The organism is Type-F symbiont of Plautia stali, from assembly GCF_059731105.1.
In genome coordinates this window covers 2,686,159-2,704,461 of record NZ_AP035909.1, presented here as the reverse complement: position 1 = coordinate 2,704,461, position 18,303 = coordinate 2,686,159, and the positions used below count along the sequence as shown (strand labels likewise).

The following is an 18,303-nucleotide window of genomic DNA, read 5'->3' as shown; positions in this document are numbered from 1 at the left end:
TTTTTATCGATCTGTGCTGGTTATTAGTTCCCCGTAATTTACATTATGAAATAACTGTTTCGACTTGTGTAACACTTTTGGAAATTTAGTAGCATTTTCCAGGTGGATTATTACCCGTTATAAAAGAACAATGGCCTGCCGGCTGAATTTTAAACATTCAGTTAGCAGTGGCAAATTATAAAGGCACATAACAGAGGGTAATAAAATGAAACGTCGCGTTCTCTCCCTGGTGATCCCTGCATTACTGGCAGCAGCAGGATCCGCAAACGCAGCTGAAATTTATAACAAAGACGGCAACAAACTGGATCTGTTCGGTAAGGTTGACGGTCTGCACTACTTCTCTGACAACGACGGCTCTGACGGTGACAAGTCATACGTTCGTTTTGGCTTCAAAGGTGAAACGGAGATCAGCAACGAGCTGACCGGTTATGGTCAGTGGGAATATCAGGCTGCGCTGAACAACTCCGAGGATGAAGGCACCGCCGACAGCTATACCCGCGTGGGCTTTGCCGGACTGAAGTTCGGTGATGCCGGTTCATTCGACTACGGCCGTAACTACGGTGTCGCCTACGATATCGGCGCATGGACCGACGTGCTGCCAGAGTTCGGCGGGGATACCTATGGCGCTGATAACTTCATGTTCCAGCGCGGCAACGGCATGGCGACCTACCGTAACAATAACTTCTTTGGTCTGGTGGATGGCTGGAACTTTGCGGTTCAGTATCAGGGCAAAAATGATAACAACACCGAGTCGGCTGGTGGCCGCGACGTGCTGGGTGAGAATGGTGACGGCTGGGGTCTGAGCACCACCTATGATCTGGGCTCAGGTTTCGGTATCGGTGCAGCCGCATTCCAGTCCGATCGCACGAACCGCCAGAATGGCGGATCAGAGGGTATCCTGGGACGGGGTGATAAGGCGGAAGTTTACACCGGTGGTCTGAAATATGATGCCAACAACGTCTACCTGGCGGCAATGTACTCACGCTCTTACAACGCCACCCGCTTCGGCGACAGCAGTGACAGCTCTTCAGCCTACGGTTATGCCGATAAAGCGGACAACTGGGAACTGGTTGCCCAGTATCAGTTCGACTTTGGCCTGCGTCCTTCTCTGGCCTACGTGACCTCACGCGGCACCGACGTGCAGAACTGGGGCAAACAGAACCTGAAAAAATATGTTGATGTCGGTGCGACCTACTACTTCAACAAAAACATGTCCACCTATGTTGATTACCAGATCAACCTGCTGGACGACAACGACTTCACCGACGCAGCCGGTATCAATACCGACGACGTGGTGGCACTGGGTCTGGTTTACCAGTTCTGAGTCAACAGGGAGCGCAGTTACCGCTGCGCTCCTGCGTGACCCTGCGGGCTGACCGCGTCAGCCTTGCGCCATTTTGCCGGTGCCGCCAGCGTGGTTTCTGGCGATACCACGCTGCCAAATCGCGCACCTTCAAAGGCCACACCCGCCAGGGTGAAAGCTGAAAAGCTCAGCCAGTGCTGCCAGGCTGCCTGCCATCCGGAATTTTTCATTCTGCACCTCTCATCAGAGATAAACACTGTTTCAACAGTGCAGAATTCATGCCAGCTTAACCGCTCTCACAGCCACAGACTTTACGCCTGCTTTGATACACTTGCTGCGCCCGACGGGAGCAGATTGCCCCACGCCGGTGCAGTGCAGCCTTTTAATGGCGCGGCCGGGAAGGGAGCATGTGACGATGACGACGCTGATGCAGAACTTTATAGGTGCTGAAAACAAACAGCCCCAGGGCAATGGCGAGAATCAGATAGATCATCTGCTGCTCCTTTATTAAATGAATGTCGATCGCCTGATTAAAGGCGGGCAGAGGGTAGATGACGGGTCAAGTTTGAGGGGCTTAACAGAGAGATTCAACTCTCTTTAAGCGTCTTTACCCGAAGTTTATGCTTTGTAGTAGGTCGGAATAAAGTGTTACAAGTGAGGAAGGATGCGTTATCAGACTAATCTGCTGCTTACAGCAGTGCTGGCACTGTCATTAGTGGCCTGCGATAAACCTGCGGCTGAACCGGCGCTGGTGCTGGAAGGGAAAACGATGGGAACCGTCTGGCGGGTGAGCCTGGCGGGTGTCGATCAGGCGCGCAAGGCGGAACTGCAGCAGCGTATTCAGCAGCGGCTGGATGCTGACGATGCGGAACTCTCGACGTGGAAGCCGGACTCCGCGCTGTCACGCTTTAACCAAAGCCGCGATCTCACACCGCAGCCGGTGAGTGAAAACATGGCAGACATTGTCACCACTGCACTGCGGATTGGCCGTAAAACCGGTGGCGCGATGGATATCACTGTCGGCCCGCTGGTCAATCTGTGGGGCTTCGGCCCGACGAAACAGCCCGTCCACACCCCCGATGCTGCACAGATCGCGGCTGCCCGGGCGGAGACCGGTCTGCAGCATCTGCGGGTGGTGCAGGGCGCCGGGGGGCAGTGGCTGCAGAAAGATCTGCCGGGACTCTATGTTGACCTCTCAACCGTCGGCGAGGGCTTTGCGACCGATCATCTGGCGCGACTGATGGAGCAGCTCGGCATCAACAACTATCTGGTGTCGGTGGGCGGCGCGGTGCTGAGCCGCGGGCTGAATGCGCAGCAGCAGCCCTGGCGGGTGGCGATCCAGAAACCTACCGACCGCGAGAATGCCGTTCAGGCGCGCGTTGATCTGCAGGGCCACGGCATCAGCACCTCCGGCAGCTATCGCAACTATTATGAACTGGACGGCAAACGGATTTCTCATGTCATCGATCCCGTTACCGGACGGCCTATTGAGCATAAGCTGGTTTCCGCCACGGTGATTGCCACCACGGCGCTGGAAGCGGATGGCTGGGATACGGGCCTGATGGTACTCGGCACGGAGAAAGCCAAAGCGCTGGCACTCGAACAGCATCTGGCGGTCTATCTGATCAGCAAACAGGGCGATAAATTTGTCAGCTGGATGTCGCCGCAGTTTGCTGCTTTCCTGATCCCCGCTGAAACGACCGGAGAACCCTGATGTTAGATCTCTTTAGTGAAGAGCAACCCTGGCAGGAGCCGCTGGCAGAAGGCGCCGTGATCCTGCGCCGCCGCGCGCGTGAGGATGCAGAAACGCTGTATCAGCAGGTGATGGCGATTGCAGAACAGAATCCGTTTGCCCACCGCATTACGCCCGGCGGGCACCGCATGTCGGTCGCGATGACCAACTGCGGCGACTTTGGCTGGTCGGTGGATTCGCGCGGCTATCAGTATGAGCAGCAGGACAATCTTAATGGCCGCCGCTGGCCCCCGATGCCGCCCCTGTTTCGCACCCTGGCGCAACAGGCCGCCCTTGAAGCGGGCTTTCCCGGCTTCAATCCGGATGCCTGTTTACTTAATCGCTATGAACCGGGCGCAAAGCTGACGCTGCATCAGGACAAAGATGAAAAAGATATGCGCCAGCCCATTGTCTCCGTGTCGCTGGGGCTACCGGCCGTGTTTCAGTTTGGCGGCTTTGAGCGGGGCGACGCTACCCAGCGGGTGCTGCTGGAACATGGCGACATTGTGGTGTGGGGCGGGCCGTCACGCCTGCGTTATCACGGTATCCTGCCGCTCAAGCCCGGCGTGCATCCGCTGGTGGGTGCCTGGCGTTATAACCTCACGTTCCGCCGCGCCTTCTGAGCCCTGGGGCGCGGGGCGGCGTGGTGAGAATAACTATTGCTATCATTCCGCATCCCATTACACTGCAGGCTGTTTTTTGACTGCTGGATTGCCTGCATGACGTTGCTACACGTTGTTTTTCGCCAGTTCCGCTGGCCTTTCATTGGGGTGATTGCCCTGACGCTGTTAAGCGCAGTGCTGGGCATCGGGATGATCGCCTTCATCAACCGCGAAATGATTGTCGCCATTAACACCTCTTTTGCGGTGCTGCCGCAGTTCCTGTTGCAGCTGGTGGTGCTGATGGCGGTCACGCTCGCCTCGCAGCTGGCGCTGACGACGCTCGGCCATCAGTTTGTCTGGCGGCTGCGCGGTGAATTTATCAAACGTATTCTCGACACCCGGGTCGAGCGCATTGAGCAACTCGGCAGTGCCCAGCTGCTGGCCGGGCTGACCAGCGATGTGCGCGCCATTACGCTGGCCTTTGTGCGCCTGCCGGAGCTGTTTCAGGGCGTCATCATTACCCTCGGTTCGGCGATCTATCTCGCCTGGCTCTCCCCGGAGATGTTACTGGTGACCAGTCTCTGGATGGCCGTCACGCTGGTGGGCGGCTGGCTGCTGGTCTCGCGGGTCTATCAGCATATGGCGAAGCTGCGGGACATCGAAGATAGCCTCTATCGCGATTACCAGACGGTGATAGAGGGGCGTAAAGAGCTGCAGCTTAACCGGTCGCGCGCTCAGCAGGTCTACGACACGGTTTATCAGGAAGATGCCCGCGCCTGGCGTCATCATATTGTGCGGGCCGACACCTATCATCTCAGTGCGGTTAACTGGTCGAACATCATGACCTTAGGCGCTATCGGCATCGTCTTTTTTATGGCCAACAGCCTGGGCTGGGCTGACACGGCCGTCGCCGCGACCTTCTCTCTGACGCTGCTGTTTCTGCGCACGCCGCTGCTCTCGGCGGTCGGCGCGCTGCCTACGCTGCTCAGCGCGCAGGTGGCGTTCCGTAAGCTTAACGCCTTCGATCTCGCTCCCTATCAGCCCGGCTTCCACGCGCCAGCCGCCACCGCGGCGTGGCAGACGCTGGAGTTACGTGATGTCTCCTTCCACTACGGCGACAACGGCTTTAAGGTCGGGCCGATCAACCTGACGCTGCGCCGGGGAGAGCTGGTCTTTCTGATTGGCGGTAACGGCAGCGGGAAATCGACGCTGGCGATGCTGCTGACCGGGCTTTATCAGCCGCAGTCCGGCACGCTGCTGCTGGATGGCCAGCCGATCACGGCAGATGAACTCGATCGCTGGCGCAGTCAGTTCTCGGCGGTCTTTACCGATCTGCACCTGTTTGATCGGCTCATCGGGCGGGAAGGGGTTCCGGCCAATCCGGCGCTGGTTCAGCAGTGGCTGGAGAGGCTGAAGATGCAGGATAAGCTGAAACTTGCCGGTAATAAGGTGCTGAACCTCCGGCTGTCCAAAGGACAGAGCAAGCGCCTGGCACTGCTACTGGCGGTGGCAGAAGAGCGGGATGTGCTGCTGCTGGATGAGTGGGCGGCCGATCAGGACCCCCATTTCCGTCGCATCTTCTATCGTGAGCTGCTGCCGTGGCTGCAGGAGGCGGGCAAAACGGTATTTGCCATCAGCCATGACGATCACTATTTCATTCACGCTGACCGGCTGCTGGAGATGCGCGAAGGGCAGTTAACGGAGCTGACCGGTAATGAGCGCGACCTCGCCACGCTCGACTCGGTAAAACGCACCGACACCGGCCTTTAGCGGCAGATGGCAAAACTTAGCAAAAAAGCGTATTGGCAGGCCGCGCCTGAAAGCGGTTACTGTAGCAGACAGCAGAAACAGCGGTTTCTGCGATCCTGAAACTTCTTCTTTCGTCTGTGTTTACCCCCGGCTAAGCTGTGTTGTTTAGCCGGTTTTTTAAACCGGATGCACTACCTGCGTTATCACCAGATTCTCTCGCCACAAAAATGTCGCCTGTAATAATGTGCCCGCCGGAAATCGCTTGCTGAAGTGCTGAGTCAGCCGCAGCGTGGCGCGCTGTCGGGCACAATCCACCGACACCAGCGCCGCCTGAAGAAAGTCCATCGGCTGATGCAGTTGAGGCCAGAGTGCCTTGTAAACACTCTCTTTCAGTGAGAACAGCAGGGTCGCGGCGGCACTGAAGCTGACCGGCAGCGACCGCAGCAGTTGCTGCTCCTGCGCATTCATCAGCAGCCCGGCCATGTCGTTTGCCGTTGTCTCCGCCATGATCTGTTCAACATCGACCCCGACAGTGCAGGACTGACGCGTTGCCGCGACGACCACAACGCCCGCACTGTGTGACAGCGACGCCTGAATACCCGCTGGCCAGCAGGGAGAGCGATCGGGGGCATTGTTCAGGATAAAGTCAGGGATGCCCAGCTCTGCCATGACCGACCTCACCAGCATCCGGCTGGCCAGATATTCGGCACGACGTTTGCGGACAGCCTGTTGCAGGCGGGCAGGCAGCGTGATGCCCCAGGCAGCAGCCAGTGCCTCATCGTAAGCGTGCAGATTAAAGTGACTCACCGCCAGCAGCGGATCGCTGTGGCTCAGATGCGAGGAGAGAATAAAGCCGCCTGCAACAGGCGGCAGCGGCAGGTCGGGATAGCGCATGCGGAACCATGATGGATGCCAAAACGGCATTAAATCAGGTGCATGCGAACAGGGCAAGCAGCCTGCCGGGATCAGTCGTTGGGCGGGATGGCAAAACTCTTCAGAGAAACAACAAAATGGTGATGACCTTTGCTGATACGCGCGCCGCGGTCGCACCAGTGGCTTGCCAGGCGAAAGAAATCGTCGCTGCCGATGTCATACGCCAGTTCCACTTTGCTGATGCCTGAGTGCAATAACGTTTCTGCATCTTTCAGGCTCTTTGCTTTAATCGCCATACACATTATCCGTCAGTTTCAGGGGAATTCAGGGTAAGGCGTTTCTGTGACATTTTTGTTTCACTTTGATGAAAAAGCGTAGCGGGAGGTAATTTCTGTGAGGCGGATCCACCTCTCTTGCAAGCCATAACTGGCTGATTGCACGAATAATGTTAACGGCTGGCAGGATTAATCTGAATGTTGCGAACAGGAACTACGCGGACAGAGAAAGGCCGCGTCACGCGCGGCCCTGGTGGGTTACTTCTGGTCTGGCGGGGAAGGTTGCTTATCGCCTGACTCAGGTGCTTCTGTTGGATCGTCTTTTTCAATAAAGGTCATAAACTCTCCTCTTGTTACCCACAGGCTGTTAAGTATAGATCGGATTGGCGGGGACGCGAGGAGAGGGGGATTTGATCAAGTCGGCGGCATGACGACGTAAACGCAGGCCGCCCACTGTTGCTCTGCGCTTAAACCACATTGAATCTGATCAGAATTGCAATAAACGCTAACAGAAAGCAGCAAAAGAAACCGGCTAAAAATGTGTAATAAAGGGGTTTCAGGCTGTCGATCCTTTCCTGGTTTTTACGCTCACTGGCGAAGTCATAATTCTGGCTTTTCTGCTCTAAAAAGAAAATCTTCTTTTTATCTTTCAGTCGGATGAAGAACCAGGTCATTAGTGGTGAACCCAGATATCCCATATTACATTGAAAAAGATAAGGTGCAGGAAGTGTACGTCCTTTTTGGAAGTCTGAAATAAGACGTTGATATTGCGATCTGTTGACCAGATATAAAATAAAACTTATCACCAGGCAACAAAAGGGAAGGATGATTAAAACCATCATGGCCGATTTCATTTTTATATTCCCCTTTAGCCCCTGTCAGATTGATGTGCGACATAACATAACTTTCTGACTATCTTATCGCTTTTACGGATTCAGTGCACATCCATAAGCCCATGAATTGGTTTTTTCGACTCTTCTGTTATGTAACATAGAAGTTATCGCTGTGCTTCATAATCAGTTACGCTGAAAAAAATAAGCATTTTTTTAAAAAAAAAGGGGCTATTCAAATTCTGTTTCTCTTTGAGTTTAGCGTCAGTCTTCTTTGGTCATAAAGGTGATGCACTATATACAGCAAACCTTTATGGATTAACGTTAATTAAACGTGTCATCTCTTTTTTTACAGTTCCAGCTATGACAAGTGACCTGCTTTAATTTATTAAAAAAGAGTGGAGGGAGGGGACTGCAAAGAGCTAATCTACTACTCTCTTAACGTTATCAGAGGATGAATCATGGAAGTTATCCCTGGCGACTTACAGTCAAGGCTAAAACGGGTTATCTCTAAAGCGGCTGCGCTTTTACCGGCTGATGTTGGTCAGCAGCTTCTTGCAATGACCACACCTGCAGCTTTAGCCACTATGGCGTGGGTGATTGTAATCTGGGCTGGCGCACATTTTTTTGGAATCGGTGAAATCGCTGATTTAGTGCTGCTCATCGTCGGGTGGGTTGCTGCAGGCGGTGTGGCATTAGAAGCAGCAAAGAAATTGTTTGATTTTGCCACTAAAACCAACGGAGCACGCAGCGAACAGGAACTCGACGCGGCAGCCGCGGATCTGGCAGATGCGATTACCCTGTTAGGTGTGAATACTGTCCTTGCGCTTCTGATGAAGAAAAAACCAGGTGATACATTTAAAACGCCTTTCAGGGGAGTAAAAATGCCGGTTTACAGTAGCGATATAGGAAGAAAAATGAATCTGCCTCGTAATGGAGGCTGGCGGTATACCCCTAAGATTAAAATTACGAAGTATCGCGATGTCCTCCAGGGAGGGACCAAACCTTGGGGAGATATAGAAGTTGGGCGCAATTATTATCCTGGCGCAATGTCAAAGGAAGACGCCTATTTGCAGATGCTTTCTACTCTTTATCATGAGCAGGTCCATATGGCGATTGCGCCTAAGTTTTACCTGCTACGAGAACTTAGAGTGTTTATGAGGCAAAGTGCTTACAATAAATCCTGCATACTGCGCTACCTGGAAGAAGCACTTGCTGAAACTATTGGGCTTCTGAGAGCGAGAGGGATGAGAAGAGAGTACATCATTGAGGGTTTTAAATTTCCTCTGGGGAACACTTACGAAATTACCTATACGATGTTGCGGCATGAAGCGGCAGGTTTCCTCTTAGGCCCGGTTGTTGTGGGAGGATTAATGTATAACGTCTGGTATGGAGCTCAGAAATGCTAACGGAAAATCAGGCGATTGAAATAGCGAAAGAATATGCGCTGGAAACAGGCTCCGGATGGGATGAGCGTTTTCATGAGGTTGAAAACGCTTTTTTAGACGGTCAATCTGTCTGCGTTGTTTCCACCTCAGACTTAACATTTTCTGAAGAACTTCCCTGGATGATGGAAAATATGCCTAATCCAGTGAGATATTACATAGATATGTCCCGCGGTAAGTGTATTGCAGTGGGAGGCAGAGGAGGTGTAATCGTTCGCTTAGATGAGTAAGAATGTGGCGGATGATTCAGAGAGGGGGGGTACCGATTGCACATGTGACCTGCTCCCCGTTGATTAATACACCACGATGTTAGTAATGTCTTCATAAGCCATATGAGGACACCCCCATGAAGAAGCGTTTTTCCGACGAATAGATCATCAGTATTCTTCGCGAGGCTGAAGCCGGGGTTTCTGCCCGTGAACTCTGCCGTAAGCACGCCATTTCTGACGCCACCTTTTACACCTGGCGCAAGAAGTATGGCGGTGCCCGAGGTTAAGCGCCTGAAGTCGCCTGAGGAAGAGAACGCCCGCCTTAAGAAGCTGCCTGCAGAAGCCATGCTGGATAAGGAGGCGCTTCAGGTGGCTCTTGGCCGAAAGTTCTGACGACAGACCAGAAGCGGGAAGCCGTGGAAGTCATGTGTGAGGCCGCAGGTCTGTCGCAACGTCGGGCCTGCAGGCTGGCAGGTTTGCCCCTGTCGACCTGCCGTTACTCGGCTCAGCGTCCGGCTGCTGACGCGCAGCTGTCTCTGCGCATCACAGAGCTGGCACTTGAACGTCTCCGGTTTGGTTACCGGCGCATCTGGCAGTTATTGCGTCGGGAGGGCCTTCACGTCAACCACAAGCGGGTTTACCGCATCTATCACCTTAAAGATCTGGGTGTAAAACGCAGGCGACGCCGTAAGGGTCTGGCGACTGAGCGGCTTCCGCTTCTCCGCCCGGATGCGCCGAACCTGACATGGTCGATGGATTTTGTCATGGATGCACTTGCCAGCGGCCGCCGGATTAAGTGTCTGACCTGCGTGGATGATTTCACGAAGGAGTGCCTGACGATCACCGCCGCTTTCGGTATTTCAGGCGTTCAGGTCGTGCGTATTCTGGACGGCATAGCGCTGTTTCGTGGCTATCCGGCAACGATAAGAACGGATCAGGGCCTGGAGTTTACCTGCCGTGCGCTCGAACAATGGGCCTTTGAACATGGTGTTGAGTTGCGCTTAATCCAGCCGGGCAAGCCAACGCAGAACGGATTTATTGAGAGTTTCAATGGCCGCTTCCGGGATGAATGCCTGAATGAGCACTGGTTCAGCGATATTCTACATGCCCGGAAAATCATTAATGACTGGCGGCAGGACTATAACGAGTCCAGACCGCATTCATCGCTGAATTACCAGACGCCGTCTGAATTTGCAACATGCTGGCGAAACGGGAAACAAGAAGAAAAACCAACCGACATTACTAACTGAAGGTTGTATCTAATACTGGGGGCAGGTCAAAGCCAATCATGTTACCGCCGATTATCATGGGGGCTATCTTGTGATGTGGTGCTGGCGCAAGTGCATATGAGACGACACCTCTGAAGCACTTACCTCTGCGAATCTTCTGCATTCCCTTCATGAAGGGATAGTCACTTATCGAGAGATAGCAAGGCATCTCTCACATGCGACAGCTTCAGCCTAAGAGTATCAACCTCCTTACTCAAAGGCTGAGCATCAGTTCCGCGACGATTTAGATATGAAGTGAGGTCATTCAACTTTTGCAGGGAAGGCGTTAGTTGGTGCCAGGCTTCTTTGTTCACCTCTGGAACTGAGGGAGGTAATTGCTTAAGAGCTGAAGATCTCAGCCAACAGCTCCTGCTTAGCTGTCCTCTGGACTGGTTTACTTTATTCAGCTCAACCTCGTTTAATCTTACTGTCACTGAGTATCTGCGAAGACGATTCGGAGGCAACTTCTTTGCGGCAGAATTATTGGTAAACGAAGAAGGAAACTCATCATCGAAAATAATATTTATTTTTTCCATATCAACTCCTTTTGATATTTATAATTAATAGCAAGTCCGTATGTTATATATAATAAATACCATAAAAAACAATAGTGTCAATGGGTTGGGTTTTGATTGGGCAGTGGCTTTAATCTTTCTTTTTCAACCGAAGGGCGGAAAAAGCAAGGCAACTCAAAGATGCGGAGCATCTATGAGTTAGCCCTTGCTTAAATTTGACTTTTTATTTTTTATATTGCATATAAATGTTATTAATACTGGAGGTGTTTATGAATGAATTTGTGAAAGTTTCTACTTTGTTTTCCATTTACTTTTCTATTGTGTTTTTTTCTGTTGCAGAAATGTTTTCATTTAAAATGGATAATCCACTCTATTGGGTATTGATTTGTGTTAACTGTATTTTGATCTTTTTAACACCTGTGGTAATAGTTATGGGTGTTAAAGAGCTTAAGAAAAAACACTAATTATACTTCTTCTCATATTCGGAAAAGCTATAAATAGTTATCATTACTTTAATTAACGCACAAAAAGATATATAGCTAAAGACTGCTGCTGAATATTCGGATTGACCCAATCCGAGTGAATCATACCATTTTTGGTCGTATGATTTTGCTATCGAAGCAGTTGCGACAATCATTGCTGATACGGCTAAAGATAAATCTGTAGACCATATGATCAAATATTTCGTTTTTTTCCAAAAGTAAAGTAAAGAGCCTATTAAACCAAAAATAATTGGTAATAAAAATGCTAGGAATACTGGGAGTGTTTTAGCTTTAATCAACAATAAAAATAGGAAAGTTACAATTCCAATAATCCCTAAAGCTATGCAACTTTTAAAAAATAAACAAAAAAATGTTTTAAAAGCGACATAGATTTTTCTTTTGGCTCAATGCTATCTGTGCTCATGTGCAAATCCTACTCAGATGTTTTTGAATGTCTTTTTGTTCATAAGGCGAACTATTGGTTAGCTTATCTAACTATGTTCACATGTACACTAAAATATTACAAAACAAATTTACATCTAAAAATACACTCATTATAATGTGGAATGAGATTTTTCTCCATTTAATGTTAAAAAATTAGAATTTAAACAATAAGTTATGTTTTCAATCCTTTGAGTGGCTGATTTTTAGCCTCTTTTGTGTTTAAAGATTTATAAGAAAAACTTTACATTCCAGTTATACTACTTTATGAATGGTAATGCTATGCATAAAATACTAATAAAAACAGCGGCTTCTGAATGGGTGATTCGAAACAGCCTCTACTGGATGAGCACTGTCGCCCGCTGGAAGCTGGATGAAGATGAGGAGCATTGGCTTGTATCGTTTGAATATTGGAATGACGAGGTTGAGTTCGAGTTTGAGCGATTGCTGAATGATTACAAGCTCAGGGAGAAGCTTCAGGCACATACCGGACAGGTCAGGGCTTCTATCATCGACAATGTTTTGAGGAGCATCGATACGAGACTCTCTCAATGAACACTATGCCATTCAACTTTGAACGCCTGAGCAATGGCAAAGTCTTCATCAGCAACCTTGCTGGCTTTCACAGCTTCGTCGATGACGAAGATCTGCATCTTCTTGCCGATAACAAATTCCCTCCAGAACAAACAACATCCCGGCTACTTGAAAGCCGATTGTTCATTTCAGACGATGCTACTCAGGCTGTTTCAAAAGCCTCCCTGAGTTCTGCCTTTGCCAAACGACTGATGAACGAGCTGGCAGTAAGACCAATCTTTATGATTGTGCCGACTCTCAGGTGCGATCACACATGCAAGTATTGCCAGGTCAGCAGAGCATCGGTCACCGCTGATGGTTACGATCTGAACACAGAACTGATACCGGAAATCGTAAGCACCATTAAGAAGCTGGGCACCCCTCCATACAAGGTTGAAGTGCAGGGCGGAGAACCGCTTCTCAGGTTCGATCTCGTCCAGTCAATTTACGAGGAGTGTGTTAGTTTGTTAGGTAGTGATGCTTTCGAAATGGTTATTGCCACGAGTCTCTCAATACTCGATGAAACCATCCTCTCTTGGGTTGAAGACCGGAATATCACCTTTTCTGTGTCTCTTGATGGTAATGAAGCCGTCCATAATAAAAACCGTATCCTCACCGACTCTCAGGCTCACAACAAAGCTGTCACGGGCATTAGAAAAATCACAGAAGAACTTGGAGCAAACCGGGTAGCTACGGTAACCACAGTTACTAAGGAGCTGACAAAAGAGCCAGCTTCCATAGTAGATGCTCATCTGTCTCTTGGCCTAACCGACATGTTTATCAGGCCAGTCAGCCCATATGGGTTTGCTCAGAAGCAGAGCTTCACTTTTTCAATGCCTGAATATTTTGAGTTTTATAAAAAGTTGATGCAGGAAGTGTTGCTTCAGAACCAGAAGGGTATACCTGTAGTTGAGCATTCGGCTTCAATCCATCTAAAGAGAATTTTCAATCCAGGCTTCAGTGGTTATGCAGATCTGAAATCACCAAGCGGAGTTGTGCTGAACTGCATCCTGTTCAACTATGACGGCAAGGTCTACGGCAGCGACGAAAGCCGTATGCTCCAGAAAGTAAATCCCGAAGCAGATTTCAGTGCAGGAGAGTTTGCTTCACTGTCATTCAGTAGCAACGAATACTACCGTTCCGCTCTCTCATCTTCATTTAATTTCGCCATGCCCGGTTGTGATACCTGTGCTTACCAACCTTTCTGTGGAGCAGATCCTTGTCAGAACATCAGTGTTCATGGCGAACCTGTTGGTGACAAGAGTCGGTCAACCTTCTGCCAGTATCACAAAGGGATGTTCCGCTTCCTGCTGAATGAAATCTCTCAGGATGGACCAATGGCTGAGATGCTCAAAAGGTGGGCTTATGTCTGAGGTGCTGAGAAACGATGTTTTCCGGTTTTCATCGGACTTGCCAGTTCAGCAAGGCTTCTATCGCCTGTGCAAAGCTAAGCCCGAAAATCCTCAATTTTATCTGCCAAATTTGTTTGTCACTACAACACAACGCGATTCCAGACTGCCTGCATATTTTGCAGACTCGATTGTGAGCCAGGAACTTTACGATTCCATCGAAGATGGTGACATTGGGATCGTCAACAACGGCAACATGCTCCGGGTGATACTGTCCCGTAGAGCAAACCACAACACTGTCCTTGTCACTGAAAGGTGCAACAACAGTTGCCTGTTTTGTTCTCAACCTCCTAAAGCTGGAAACGATGACTGGCTTCTCAACCAGTCAGCTCTCGCTATCGCTTCCTTCTCTCTGAATGGAGTAGTGGGAGTGAGCGGGGGAGAGCCTTTGCTCTATGGCGTAGACTTCCTGTATTTTCTGGACTTCATAATCGAAAATTCCCCTGACACAGCACTGCATGTTCTAACCAACGGTCGGAAGTTTGCGGATGTCAGCTTTACTAAGCAGATGAAAGAAAGAAGCGATAAGATCAAAATCACGTTTGGGATACCGCTTTATTCTTCAAGAGCATCAGTGCACGACCACCTGGTCGGAAGCGAGGGAGCATTTGATGAAACAGTCAGGGGAATGATCAATGCCGGTAACTCAGGGATCAACATAGAACTGAGAGTCATCCCTACTCAGGCGAACTATACAGAGCTTGATGACATTGTAGAGTTTGCTGGCCGTGTGTTCTCGAACATTAACCAAATCTCACTGATGGGACTGGAGTCGATTGGATGGGCCCGTAAGAACTGGTCATCAATCTTCATAGAGCACGACAACTACAGCGAACAAATCCTTTCGGCTGTAGATACTGCACACAGGTCAGGTATCCCTCTTACCATCTTCAATTACCCACTGTGTCACCTCCCTGAAAGGGCATGGGATTTTGCCACACAGTCCATCTCAGACTGGAAAAATTACTATCCCAAAGAATGTGATGAATGCACTCAGAAGTCTTCCTGTGCTGGTTATTTCAGTTCATCAAAAGGCCGTTTTCATCAACCTCCGAGACCAATAATATGAAAAAGTTTAATTTCGCGGCTCTGCTTCCTGGATTTTTTGCTCTTAATAACTCTGTATGGGCAAGTGATTCATCTACCGGTGCCAGTGACTTACCTGGTATGGCTTTGAACGAACATGATTTGGTTATAGCCCCGCTCAACACCGAAGTGCCGTTCTACATTGCAGGACACAGAAGTCACAGTTCTCATCGTAGCCATAGCTCACACCGTTCCTCATCAGGCGGAGGTTACTATGGCGGAAGCGCTCCTTACTATCCCAAAACATACAGCTCGCCAAGCACCTCAGACTCATCCAGTTCAGGAACTCGCTCCTCCTCCTCCTCCTCTGTCCGTTCACTTCGCTCTAATGACACAGATAGCACAACCACAACAAACTCAGCAGGAACCACAGGTGCTAATCGAGCAAGTAGCGGGCTGACTTCGGATACAGAAAAACGTAAGCGGTTGATCATGAGAGTGCAGTTCGCCTTGCTCGATAAAGGTTTTTACAACGGTAGTATTGACGGGAGTATGGGGCCTGCAACACGAACAGCCATCAAGAATTATAGAGTTGCAAATGGGCTACCCACACCGGTAAGGGAAACCTTGGACACTCAGTTATTAAATTCACTCAATATCCTCGCAAGGTAAATGGAATGGAAGACATAGTGCATCAACAAAATATAAATGATTTTATATAAGAATAAACTGGTTTTTAAGTATGACAGTGTAAATATCAAGACTTAAGATTAATTTTTTCTATCAGAAAATTGATTTCATAATTCGAGTGAGAGGGTGGAAAATGGAGTACTTGTCTTTTTTAGAAAGTAATCTCAAAGAGATACTTGACGCTAAAGAAAATAACAAATTAGTTTTTTTTATAGGTGCTGGCTATTCTAAATTCAGCGAAACTGAATTGTTAAAAATACCAAGCTGGGGTGAGCTAATACAGGAGTTAAAAGAAGAGTTAGGTGTTGTGGATGAAGGCGATTATTTAAAAATAGCACAGCTTTATTTTTTGAAATTTGGTCAGCATTCATATGTTAATAAAATAAAATCTTCTATCAGAGAACTTGAACCAAGTGATTATCATAAGAAAATTTTTGAATTAAATCCACATTATATAATTACAACTAATTGGGATGATTTGATTGAAAAAACGGTGAAATCAATGGCGCTGCCATATGACATTATAAGTTCAGATATAGACTTGGCTCAGAGTAAGTTAGATAAAAAAATAATAAAGATGCATGGGGACTTTAAACAGCACAACTTCGTATTCAAAGAGGATGATTACTTACAGTATAATAAAAATTTCCCTTTGATTGAGAATTATATAAAAGGAATATTCTCTACTTGCACTATCGTTTTTCTTGGTTACTCATATAGCGATTATAATTTAAAGCAAATTATTACTTGGATTACAAATATCTCGAAAGCTACACCTAACAAATTTTTAATCCAAAAAGACTTCAGTTATGCGCATGCTCAATATCTTAATAATCATGGGATTTCATTACTTACTCCTACTACAAAAAAAATGACATATGAAAATCTGTATGGTTGTTTCTTTGATGACCTAAACACTATCGCAGATCGAGGCGCACTAATTATAGAAATGTTAAAGTTTTCTGAGAATAATTTGAATGATAAAAAACTTCTAAAGATTATTAATAATAAAATAATTGATTATTTTGAGTATAAATTTAGAGCTTTAAAGCAGTATAATGTTCTTCTTCCAGAACAGATAACAAAAAAAATAACTAATTGTACTATCAATTTCATACCAAAGGTCAGATTGGAATTTCCAGATAATCTTTTGACAAATGATTATGATGTATATAAAAGAAAAATAAATTTTATATATAATTCGTTGTTCTTGAGTGGAAATGATAAATGCAAAGCTAGTTTTGATGCTATTCTTAATAAAGCATTTATTGATTCAGTTTTAATATCTGGAAAAGAATACAAAATTCTGGAGAGAACGGATAATGTAAGTGAAAATATTTTAAATAAACTTACTTTTAAGTACAGTAAAAATAGTTTAGAAATTATGATGATGAATAATAATTTCAAGGATGTTTTGAGTTTTTATTTGTCAAAAGTTAATTTTTACCTAGATGAAAGTAACTTCATTATGGCTACCATTAACATGGCTAATTTTGATTCAGTTTATCAGCGAGTTGAAAGCCATGCTAAAAATGTTAATGATAGACACTATAGCACTTGTATAATTTTACTTAATGAGTTTAATTGTTTTAATTATAAGAATAGAATTAAGGACTTTCCAAATGATCTACAATCTGACTTAAATGAGCTTGTTGACATTTTAGAGTTTAAAGAGATTTACAAGGCGTATTATAGGTTTAGCGTAGAGACAAGAAAGTATAGGAAATACTCGGATATTAGAAATAATGGTGGTATTGCTTATTCTGCTGATGAAGCCAATATAAGAGCAAAGCTTTACCCTTATATTAAATTCATTTTAGGGAACGACCTTTTTATTGAAAATTACATAGAAACTAAGTCTTTGTTTGAAGACACAGTCATGGATAGTTTAAACTATAACTTTAGCGAGAATTATTTCAAAATTCAACTTGTTGATGTTTTCATTTTAATAAAATATTGCAAGCATGATGTAGTTAAAAGCTTTGCAAACAAGCTGTTAGAAAATAAAATAATATTCGAAATAATACACATGGAATGTAAAGAAATTCGTTATGTTAAAAAATATGTTTTAGAGTCTCTTAAAAACATATGTTTGCTTTTCAAGGATAAAGATCAATCGAATATTTATTCGACATTCGTTGATGGTTGTTATAAAAATATAATTATCATACTAAGCTTTATTCGTTGGAACGAAGTAGAGTTAAAAAATATCATCGAGAATATCTTGTCGGTATCCTATTTTAGAACGCAAGGCACTGATCTCTATGATAGCATTATGTATTTTATTTCTGTTAATAATTATTTATACAATAGATCAAATAAAATAATTCTCAATATTATTGACATTATTGTTGAAAAGATTATTTATGAAAAAATTAACGGTTATGACAATATATCTTTGGATATAGGTATTCTTAATAACTTGTATCATGTTTCAACTGTGCACGGTTATAAATATGAAAATGTTTCTTTAGTAAAAATGTTGATTTCAAAAGTGGAAAATATAGAAATAAGGTCAAAGAGGTTTTATACTGAGAAATTACTTCTTAATATTAGAAGAATAGGAAATGATGAGGTTCGCGATGAGATTGATAGCTTTGTTAAGGATGAAATATTGAATTTCTCTTGCGAAGAACCGAAAGATTATATTTTTAAGTTAGTTCTAATTTCTGAGGGTTATTGTTTTCCTGAGGTTTTTATATCTGAGCTTGAAAATTTTATTGAGAACATCTTTTCTAATGACAGTTTAGATGCTCAACTTACGAAAATAAAAATTCAAAATGACTTGTCATGGTATTTGAAGTATTTGATTGAAGAAAAAGGATTGAGTCAATTTCAAGCATCATTTGATAAGTTTACAGCTTTAAGTAAATCTTAGTTT

The 18,303-nt window shown here is 46.5% G+C and carries 18 protein-coding genes and 2 pseudogenes; 13 read left to right on the top strand and 7 right to left on the bottom strand.

Translation table 11 applies throughout. The features are described 5' to 3' along the window. Positions 1 to 205: 205 nt before the first annotated feature. Entirely contained in the window at positions 206 to 1,324 is a 1,119-nt protein-coding gene (gene ompC, locus AC6I7A_RS12770) for a porin OmpC (protein WP_058957776.1), read from the top strand. Between the two features lie 17 nt (positions 1,325 to 1,341). On the opposite strand, the gene AC6I7A_RS12765 is transcribed toward ompC, so the two are convergent. Together AC6I7A_RS12765 and AC6I7A_RS12760 are read right to left on the bottom strand one after the other, a co-directional pair. Then, positions 1,342 to 1,533: a hypothetical protein gene (locus AC6I7A_RS12765; RefSeq protein ID WP_058957775.1), complete on the bottom strand. Its 192-nt coding sequence runs from the start codon at positions 1,531 to 1,533 to the stop codon at positions 1,342 to 1,344. Positions 1,534 to 1,685: 152 nt separating this feature from the next. Then, positions 1,686 to 1,796 carry a hypothetical protein gene (locus tag AC6I7A_RS12760; protein WP_009089087.1) on the bottom strand — a complete coding sequence of 37 codons (111 nt, stop codon included), beginning with the start codon at positions 1,794 to 1,796 and terminating at the stop codon, positions 1,686 to 1,688. Positions 1,797 to 1,967: 171 nt separating this feature from the next. Here AC6I7A_RS12760 and apbE point away from each other — a divergent pair, with 171 nt between their 5' ends. The 3 genes from apbE (at position 1,968) to AC6I7A_RS12745 (ending at position 5,407) form a co-directional block, all read left to right on the top strand. Then, entirely contained in the window at positions 1,968 to 3,017 is a 1,050-nt protein-coding gene (gene apbE / locus AC6I7A_RS12755) for an FAD:protein FMN transferase ApbE (RefSeq protein WP_009089088.1), read from the top strand. Further along, entirely contained in the window at positions 3,017 to 3,658 is a 642-nt protein-coding gene (gene alkB / locus AC6I7A_RS12750) for a DNA oxidative demethylase AlkB (protein ID WP_009089090.1), read from the top strand. The genes apbE and alkB overlap by 1 nt, the downstream gene beginning before the upstream one ends. A 96-nt stretch (positions 3,659 to 3,754) precedes the next feature. Next, on the top strand, positions 3,755 to 5,407 hold the full coding sequence (locus tag AC6I7A_RS12745; protein ID WP_058957774.1) for a multidrug ABC transporter permease/ATP-binding protein: 1,653 nt from the start codon (positions 3,755 to 3,757) through the stop codon (positions 5,405 to 5,407). A gap of 156 nt (positions 5,408 to 5,563) precedes the next feature. Here the strand turns inward: AC6I7A_RS12745 and AC6I7A_RS12740 are convergent, their stop codons facing one another. The 3 genes from AC6I7A_RS12740 to AC6I7A_RS12730 all read right to left on the bottom strand — a co-directional run bounded on the left by AC6I7A_RS12740 (position 5,564) and on the right by AC6I7A_RS12730 (position 7,388). After that, positions 5,564 to 6,280 carry a 4'-phosphopantetheinyl transferase family protein gene (locus AC6I7A_RS12740; protein WP_058957773.1) on the bottom strand — a complete coding sequence of 239 codons (717 nt, stop codon included), beginning with the start codon at positions 6,278 to 6,280 and terminating at the stop codon, positions 5,564 to 5,566. 71 nt (positions 6,281 to 6,351) lie between these two features. Continuing rightward, a complete protein-coding gene (locus AC6I7A_RS12735; RefSeq protein WP_009089095.1) occupies positions 6,352 to 6,555 on the bottom strand; it encodes a hypothetical protein in 204 nt (67 codons plus the stop codon). A gap of 446 nt (positions 6,556 to 7,001) precedes the next feature. Beyond that, complete coding sequence (locus AC6I7A_RS12730; RefSeq protein WP_153009213.1) at positions 7,002 to 7,388, bottom strand: hypothetical protein; 387 nt, start codon at positions 7,386 to 7,388, stop codon at positions 7,002 to 7,004. A 437-nt stretch (positions 7,389 to 7,825) separates the two neighbouring features. Here AC6I7A_RS12730 and AC6I7A_RS12725 point away from each other — a divergent pair, with 437 nt between their 5' ends. From AC6I7A_RS12725 to AC6I7A_RS12715, 3 genes and pseudogenes are all read left to right on the top strand, one after another. Beyond that, on the top strand, positions 7,826 to 8,773 hold the full coding sequence (locus AC6I7A_RS12725; protein WP_058957772.1) for a hypothetical protein: 948 nt from the start codon (positions 7,826 to 7,828) through the stop codon (positions 8,771 to 8,773). Then, entirely contained in the window at positions 8,767 to 9,039 is a 273-nt protein-coding gene (locus AC6I7A_RS12720) for a hypothetical protein (protein WP_058957771.1), read from the top strand. Before AC6I7A_RS12725 ends, AC6I7A_RS12720 begins: the two co-directional genes overlap by 7 nt. Positions 9,040 to 9,182: 143 nt before the next feature. Next, positions 9,183 to 10,268: pseudogene (locus tag AC6I7A_RS12715) on the top strand (IS3 family transposase). 31 nt (positions 10,269 to 10,299) lie between these two features. On the opposite strand, the pseudogene AC6I7A_RS12710 reads toward AC6I7A_RS12715, so the two are convergent. Both AC6I7A_RS12710 and AC6I7A_RS12705 read right to left on the bottom strand, forming a co-directional pair. Further along, a pseudogene (locus tag AC6I7A_RS12710) lies at positions 10,300 to 10,419 on the bottom strand (relaxase/mobilization nuclease domain-containing protein); the annotation flags it as partial. Positions 10,420 to 10,429: 10 nt separating this feature from the next. Beyond that, a complete protein-coding gene (locus tag AC6I7A_RS12705) occupies positions 10,430 to 10,822 on the bottom strand; it encodes a hypothetical protein (RefSeq protein WP_498003717.1) in 393 nt (130 codons plus the stop codon). A gap of 248 nt (positions 10,823 to 11,070) precedes the next feature. Here AC6I7A_RS12705 and AC6I7A_RS12700 point away from each other — a divergent pair, with 248 nt between their 5' ends. From AC6I7A_RS12700 to AC6I7A_RS12675, 6 genes are all read left to right on the top strand, one after another. Then, complete coding sequence (locus AC6I7A_RS12700) at positions 11,071 to 11,265, top strand: hypothetical protein (RefSeq protein ID WP_498003715.1); 195 nt, start codon at positions 11,071 to 11,073, stop codon at positions 11,263 to 11,265. Between the two features lie 741 nt (positions 11,266 to 12,006). Beyond that, complete coding sequence (hxsD, locus tag AC6I7A_RS12695; RefSeq protein ID WP_058957790.1) at positions 12,007 to 12,279, top strand: His-Xaa-Ser system protein HxsD; 273 nt, start codon at positions 12,007 to 12,009, stop codon at positions 12,277 to 12,279. Then, complete coding sequence (hxsB, locus tag AC6I7A_RS12690) at positions 12,276 to 13,670, top strand: His-Xaa-Ser system radical SAM maturase HxsB (protein ID WP_058957769.1); 1,395 nt, start codon at positions 12,276 to 12,278, stop codon at positions 13,668 to 13,670. The genes hxsD and hxsB overlap by 4 nt, the downstream gene beginning before the upstream one ends. Beyond that, the gene (hxsC, locus tag AC6I7A_RS12685; protein ID WP_058957768.1) at positions 13,663 to 14,775 is read left to right on the top strand and encodes a His-Xaa-Ser system radical SAM maturase HxsC; all 1,113 of its coding nucleotides are present in this window, start codon (positions 13,663 to 13,665) and stop codon (positions 14,773 to 14,775) included. The genes hxsB and hxsC overlap by 8 nt, the downstream gene beginning before the upstream one ends. Further along, positions 14,772 to 15,404, top strand: a complete 633-nt coding sequence (hxsA, locus tag AC6I7A_RS12680; RefSeq protein WP_072215508.1) for a His-Xaa-Ser repeat protein HxsA — start codon at positions 14,772 to 14,774, stop codon at positions 15,402 to 15,404. The genes hxsC and hxsA overlap by 4 nt, the downstream gene beginning before the upstream one ends. 151 nt (positions 15,405 to 15,555) lie before the next feature. After that, positions 15,556 to 18,300 carry an SIR2 family protein gene (locus AC6I7A_RS12675; protein WP_498003712.1) on the top strand — a complete coding sequence of 915 codons (2,745 nt, stop codon included), beginning with the start codon at positions 15,556 to 15,558 and terminating at the stop codon, positions 18,298 to 18,300. Positions 18,301 to 18,303 lie beyond the last annotated feature (3 nt).

Coding starts and splice junctions, on each gene's coding strand:
- ompC (WP_058957776.1), top strand. CDS start 206: ATGAAACGTCGCGTTCTCTCCCTGGTGATCCCTGCATTACTGGCAGCA.
- AC6I7A_RS12765 (WP_058957775.1), bottom strand. CDS start 1,533: ATGAAAAATTCCGGATGGCAGGCAGCCTGGCAGCACTGGCTGAGCTTT.
- AC6I7A_RS12760 (WP_009089087.1), bottom strand. CDS start 1,796: ATGATCTATCTGATTCTCGCCATTGCCCTGGGGCTGTTTGTTTTCAGC.
- apbE (WP_009089088.1), top strand. CDS start 1,968: ATGCGTTATCAGACTAATCTGCTGCTTACAGCAGTGCTGGCACTGTCA.
- alkB (WP_009089090.1), top strand. CDS start 3,017: ATGTTAGATCTCTTTAGTGAAGAGCAACCCTGGCAGGAGCCGCTGGCA.
- AC6I7A_RS12745 (WP_058957774.1), top strand. CDS start 3,755: ATGACGTTGCTACACGTTGTTTTTCGCCAGTTCCGCTGGCCTTTCATT.
- AC6I7A_RS12740 (WP_058957773.1), bottom strand. CDS start 6,280: ATGCGCTATCCCGACCTGCCGCTGCCGCCTGTTGCAGGCGGCTTTATT.
- AC6I7A_RS12735 (WP_009089095.1), bottom strand. CDS start 6,555: ATGGCGATTAAAGCAAAGAGCCTGAAAGATGCAGAAACGTTATTGCAC.
- AC6I7A_RS12730 (WP_153009213.1), bottom strand. CDS start 7,388: ATGAAATCGGCCATGATGGTTTTAATCATCCTTCCCTTTTGTTGCCTG.
- AC6I7A_RS12725 (WP_058957772.1), top strand. CDS start 7,826: ATGGAAGTTATCCCTGGCGACTTACAGTCAAGGCTAAAACGGGTTATC.
- AC6I7A_RS12720 (WP_058957771.1), top strand. CDS start 8,767: ATGCTAACGGAAAATCAGGCGATTGAAATAGCGAAAGAATATGCGCTG.
- AC6I7A_RS12705 (WP_498003717.1), bottom strand. CDS start 10,822: ATGGAAAAAATAAATATTATTTTCGATGATGAGTTTCCTTCTTCGTTT.
- AC6I7A_RS12700 (WP_498003715.1), top strand. CDS start 11,071: ATGAATGAATTTGTGAAAGTTTCTACTTTGTTTTCCATTTACTTTTCT.
- hxsD (WP_058957790.1), top strand. CDS start 12,007: ATGCATAAAATACTAATAAAAACAGCGGCTTCTGAATGGGTGATTCGA.
- hxsB (WP_058957769.1), top strand. CDS start 12,276: ATGAACACTATGCCATTCAACTTTGAACGCCTGAGCAATGGCAAAGTC.
- hxsC (WP_058957768.1), top strand. CDS start 13,663: ATGTCTGAGGTGCTGAGAAACGATGTTTTCCGGTTTTCATCGGACTTG.
- hxsA (WP_072215508.1), top strand. CDS start 14,772: ATGAAAAAGTTTAATTTCGCGGCTCTGCTTCCTGGATTTTTTGCTCTT.
- AC6I7A_RS12675 (WP_498003712.1), top strand. CDS start 15,556: ATGGAGTACTTGTCTTTTTTAGAAAGTAATCTCAAAGAGATACTTGAC.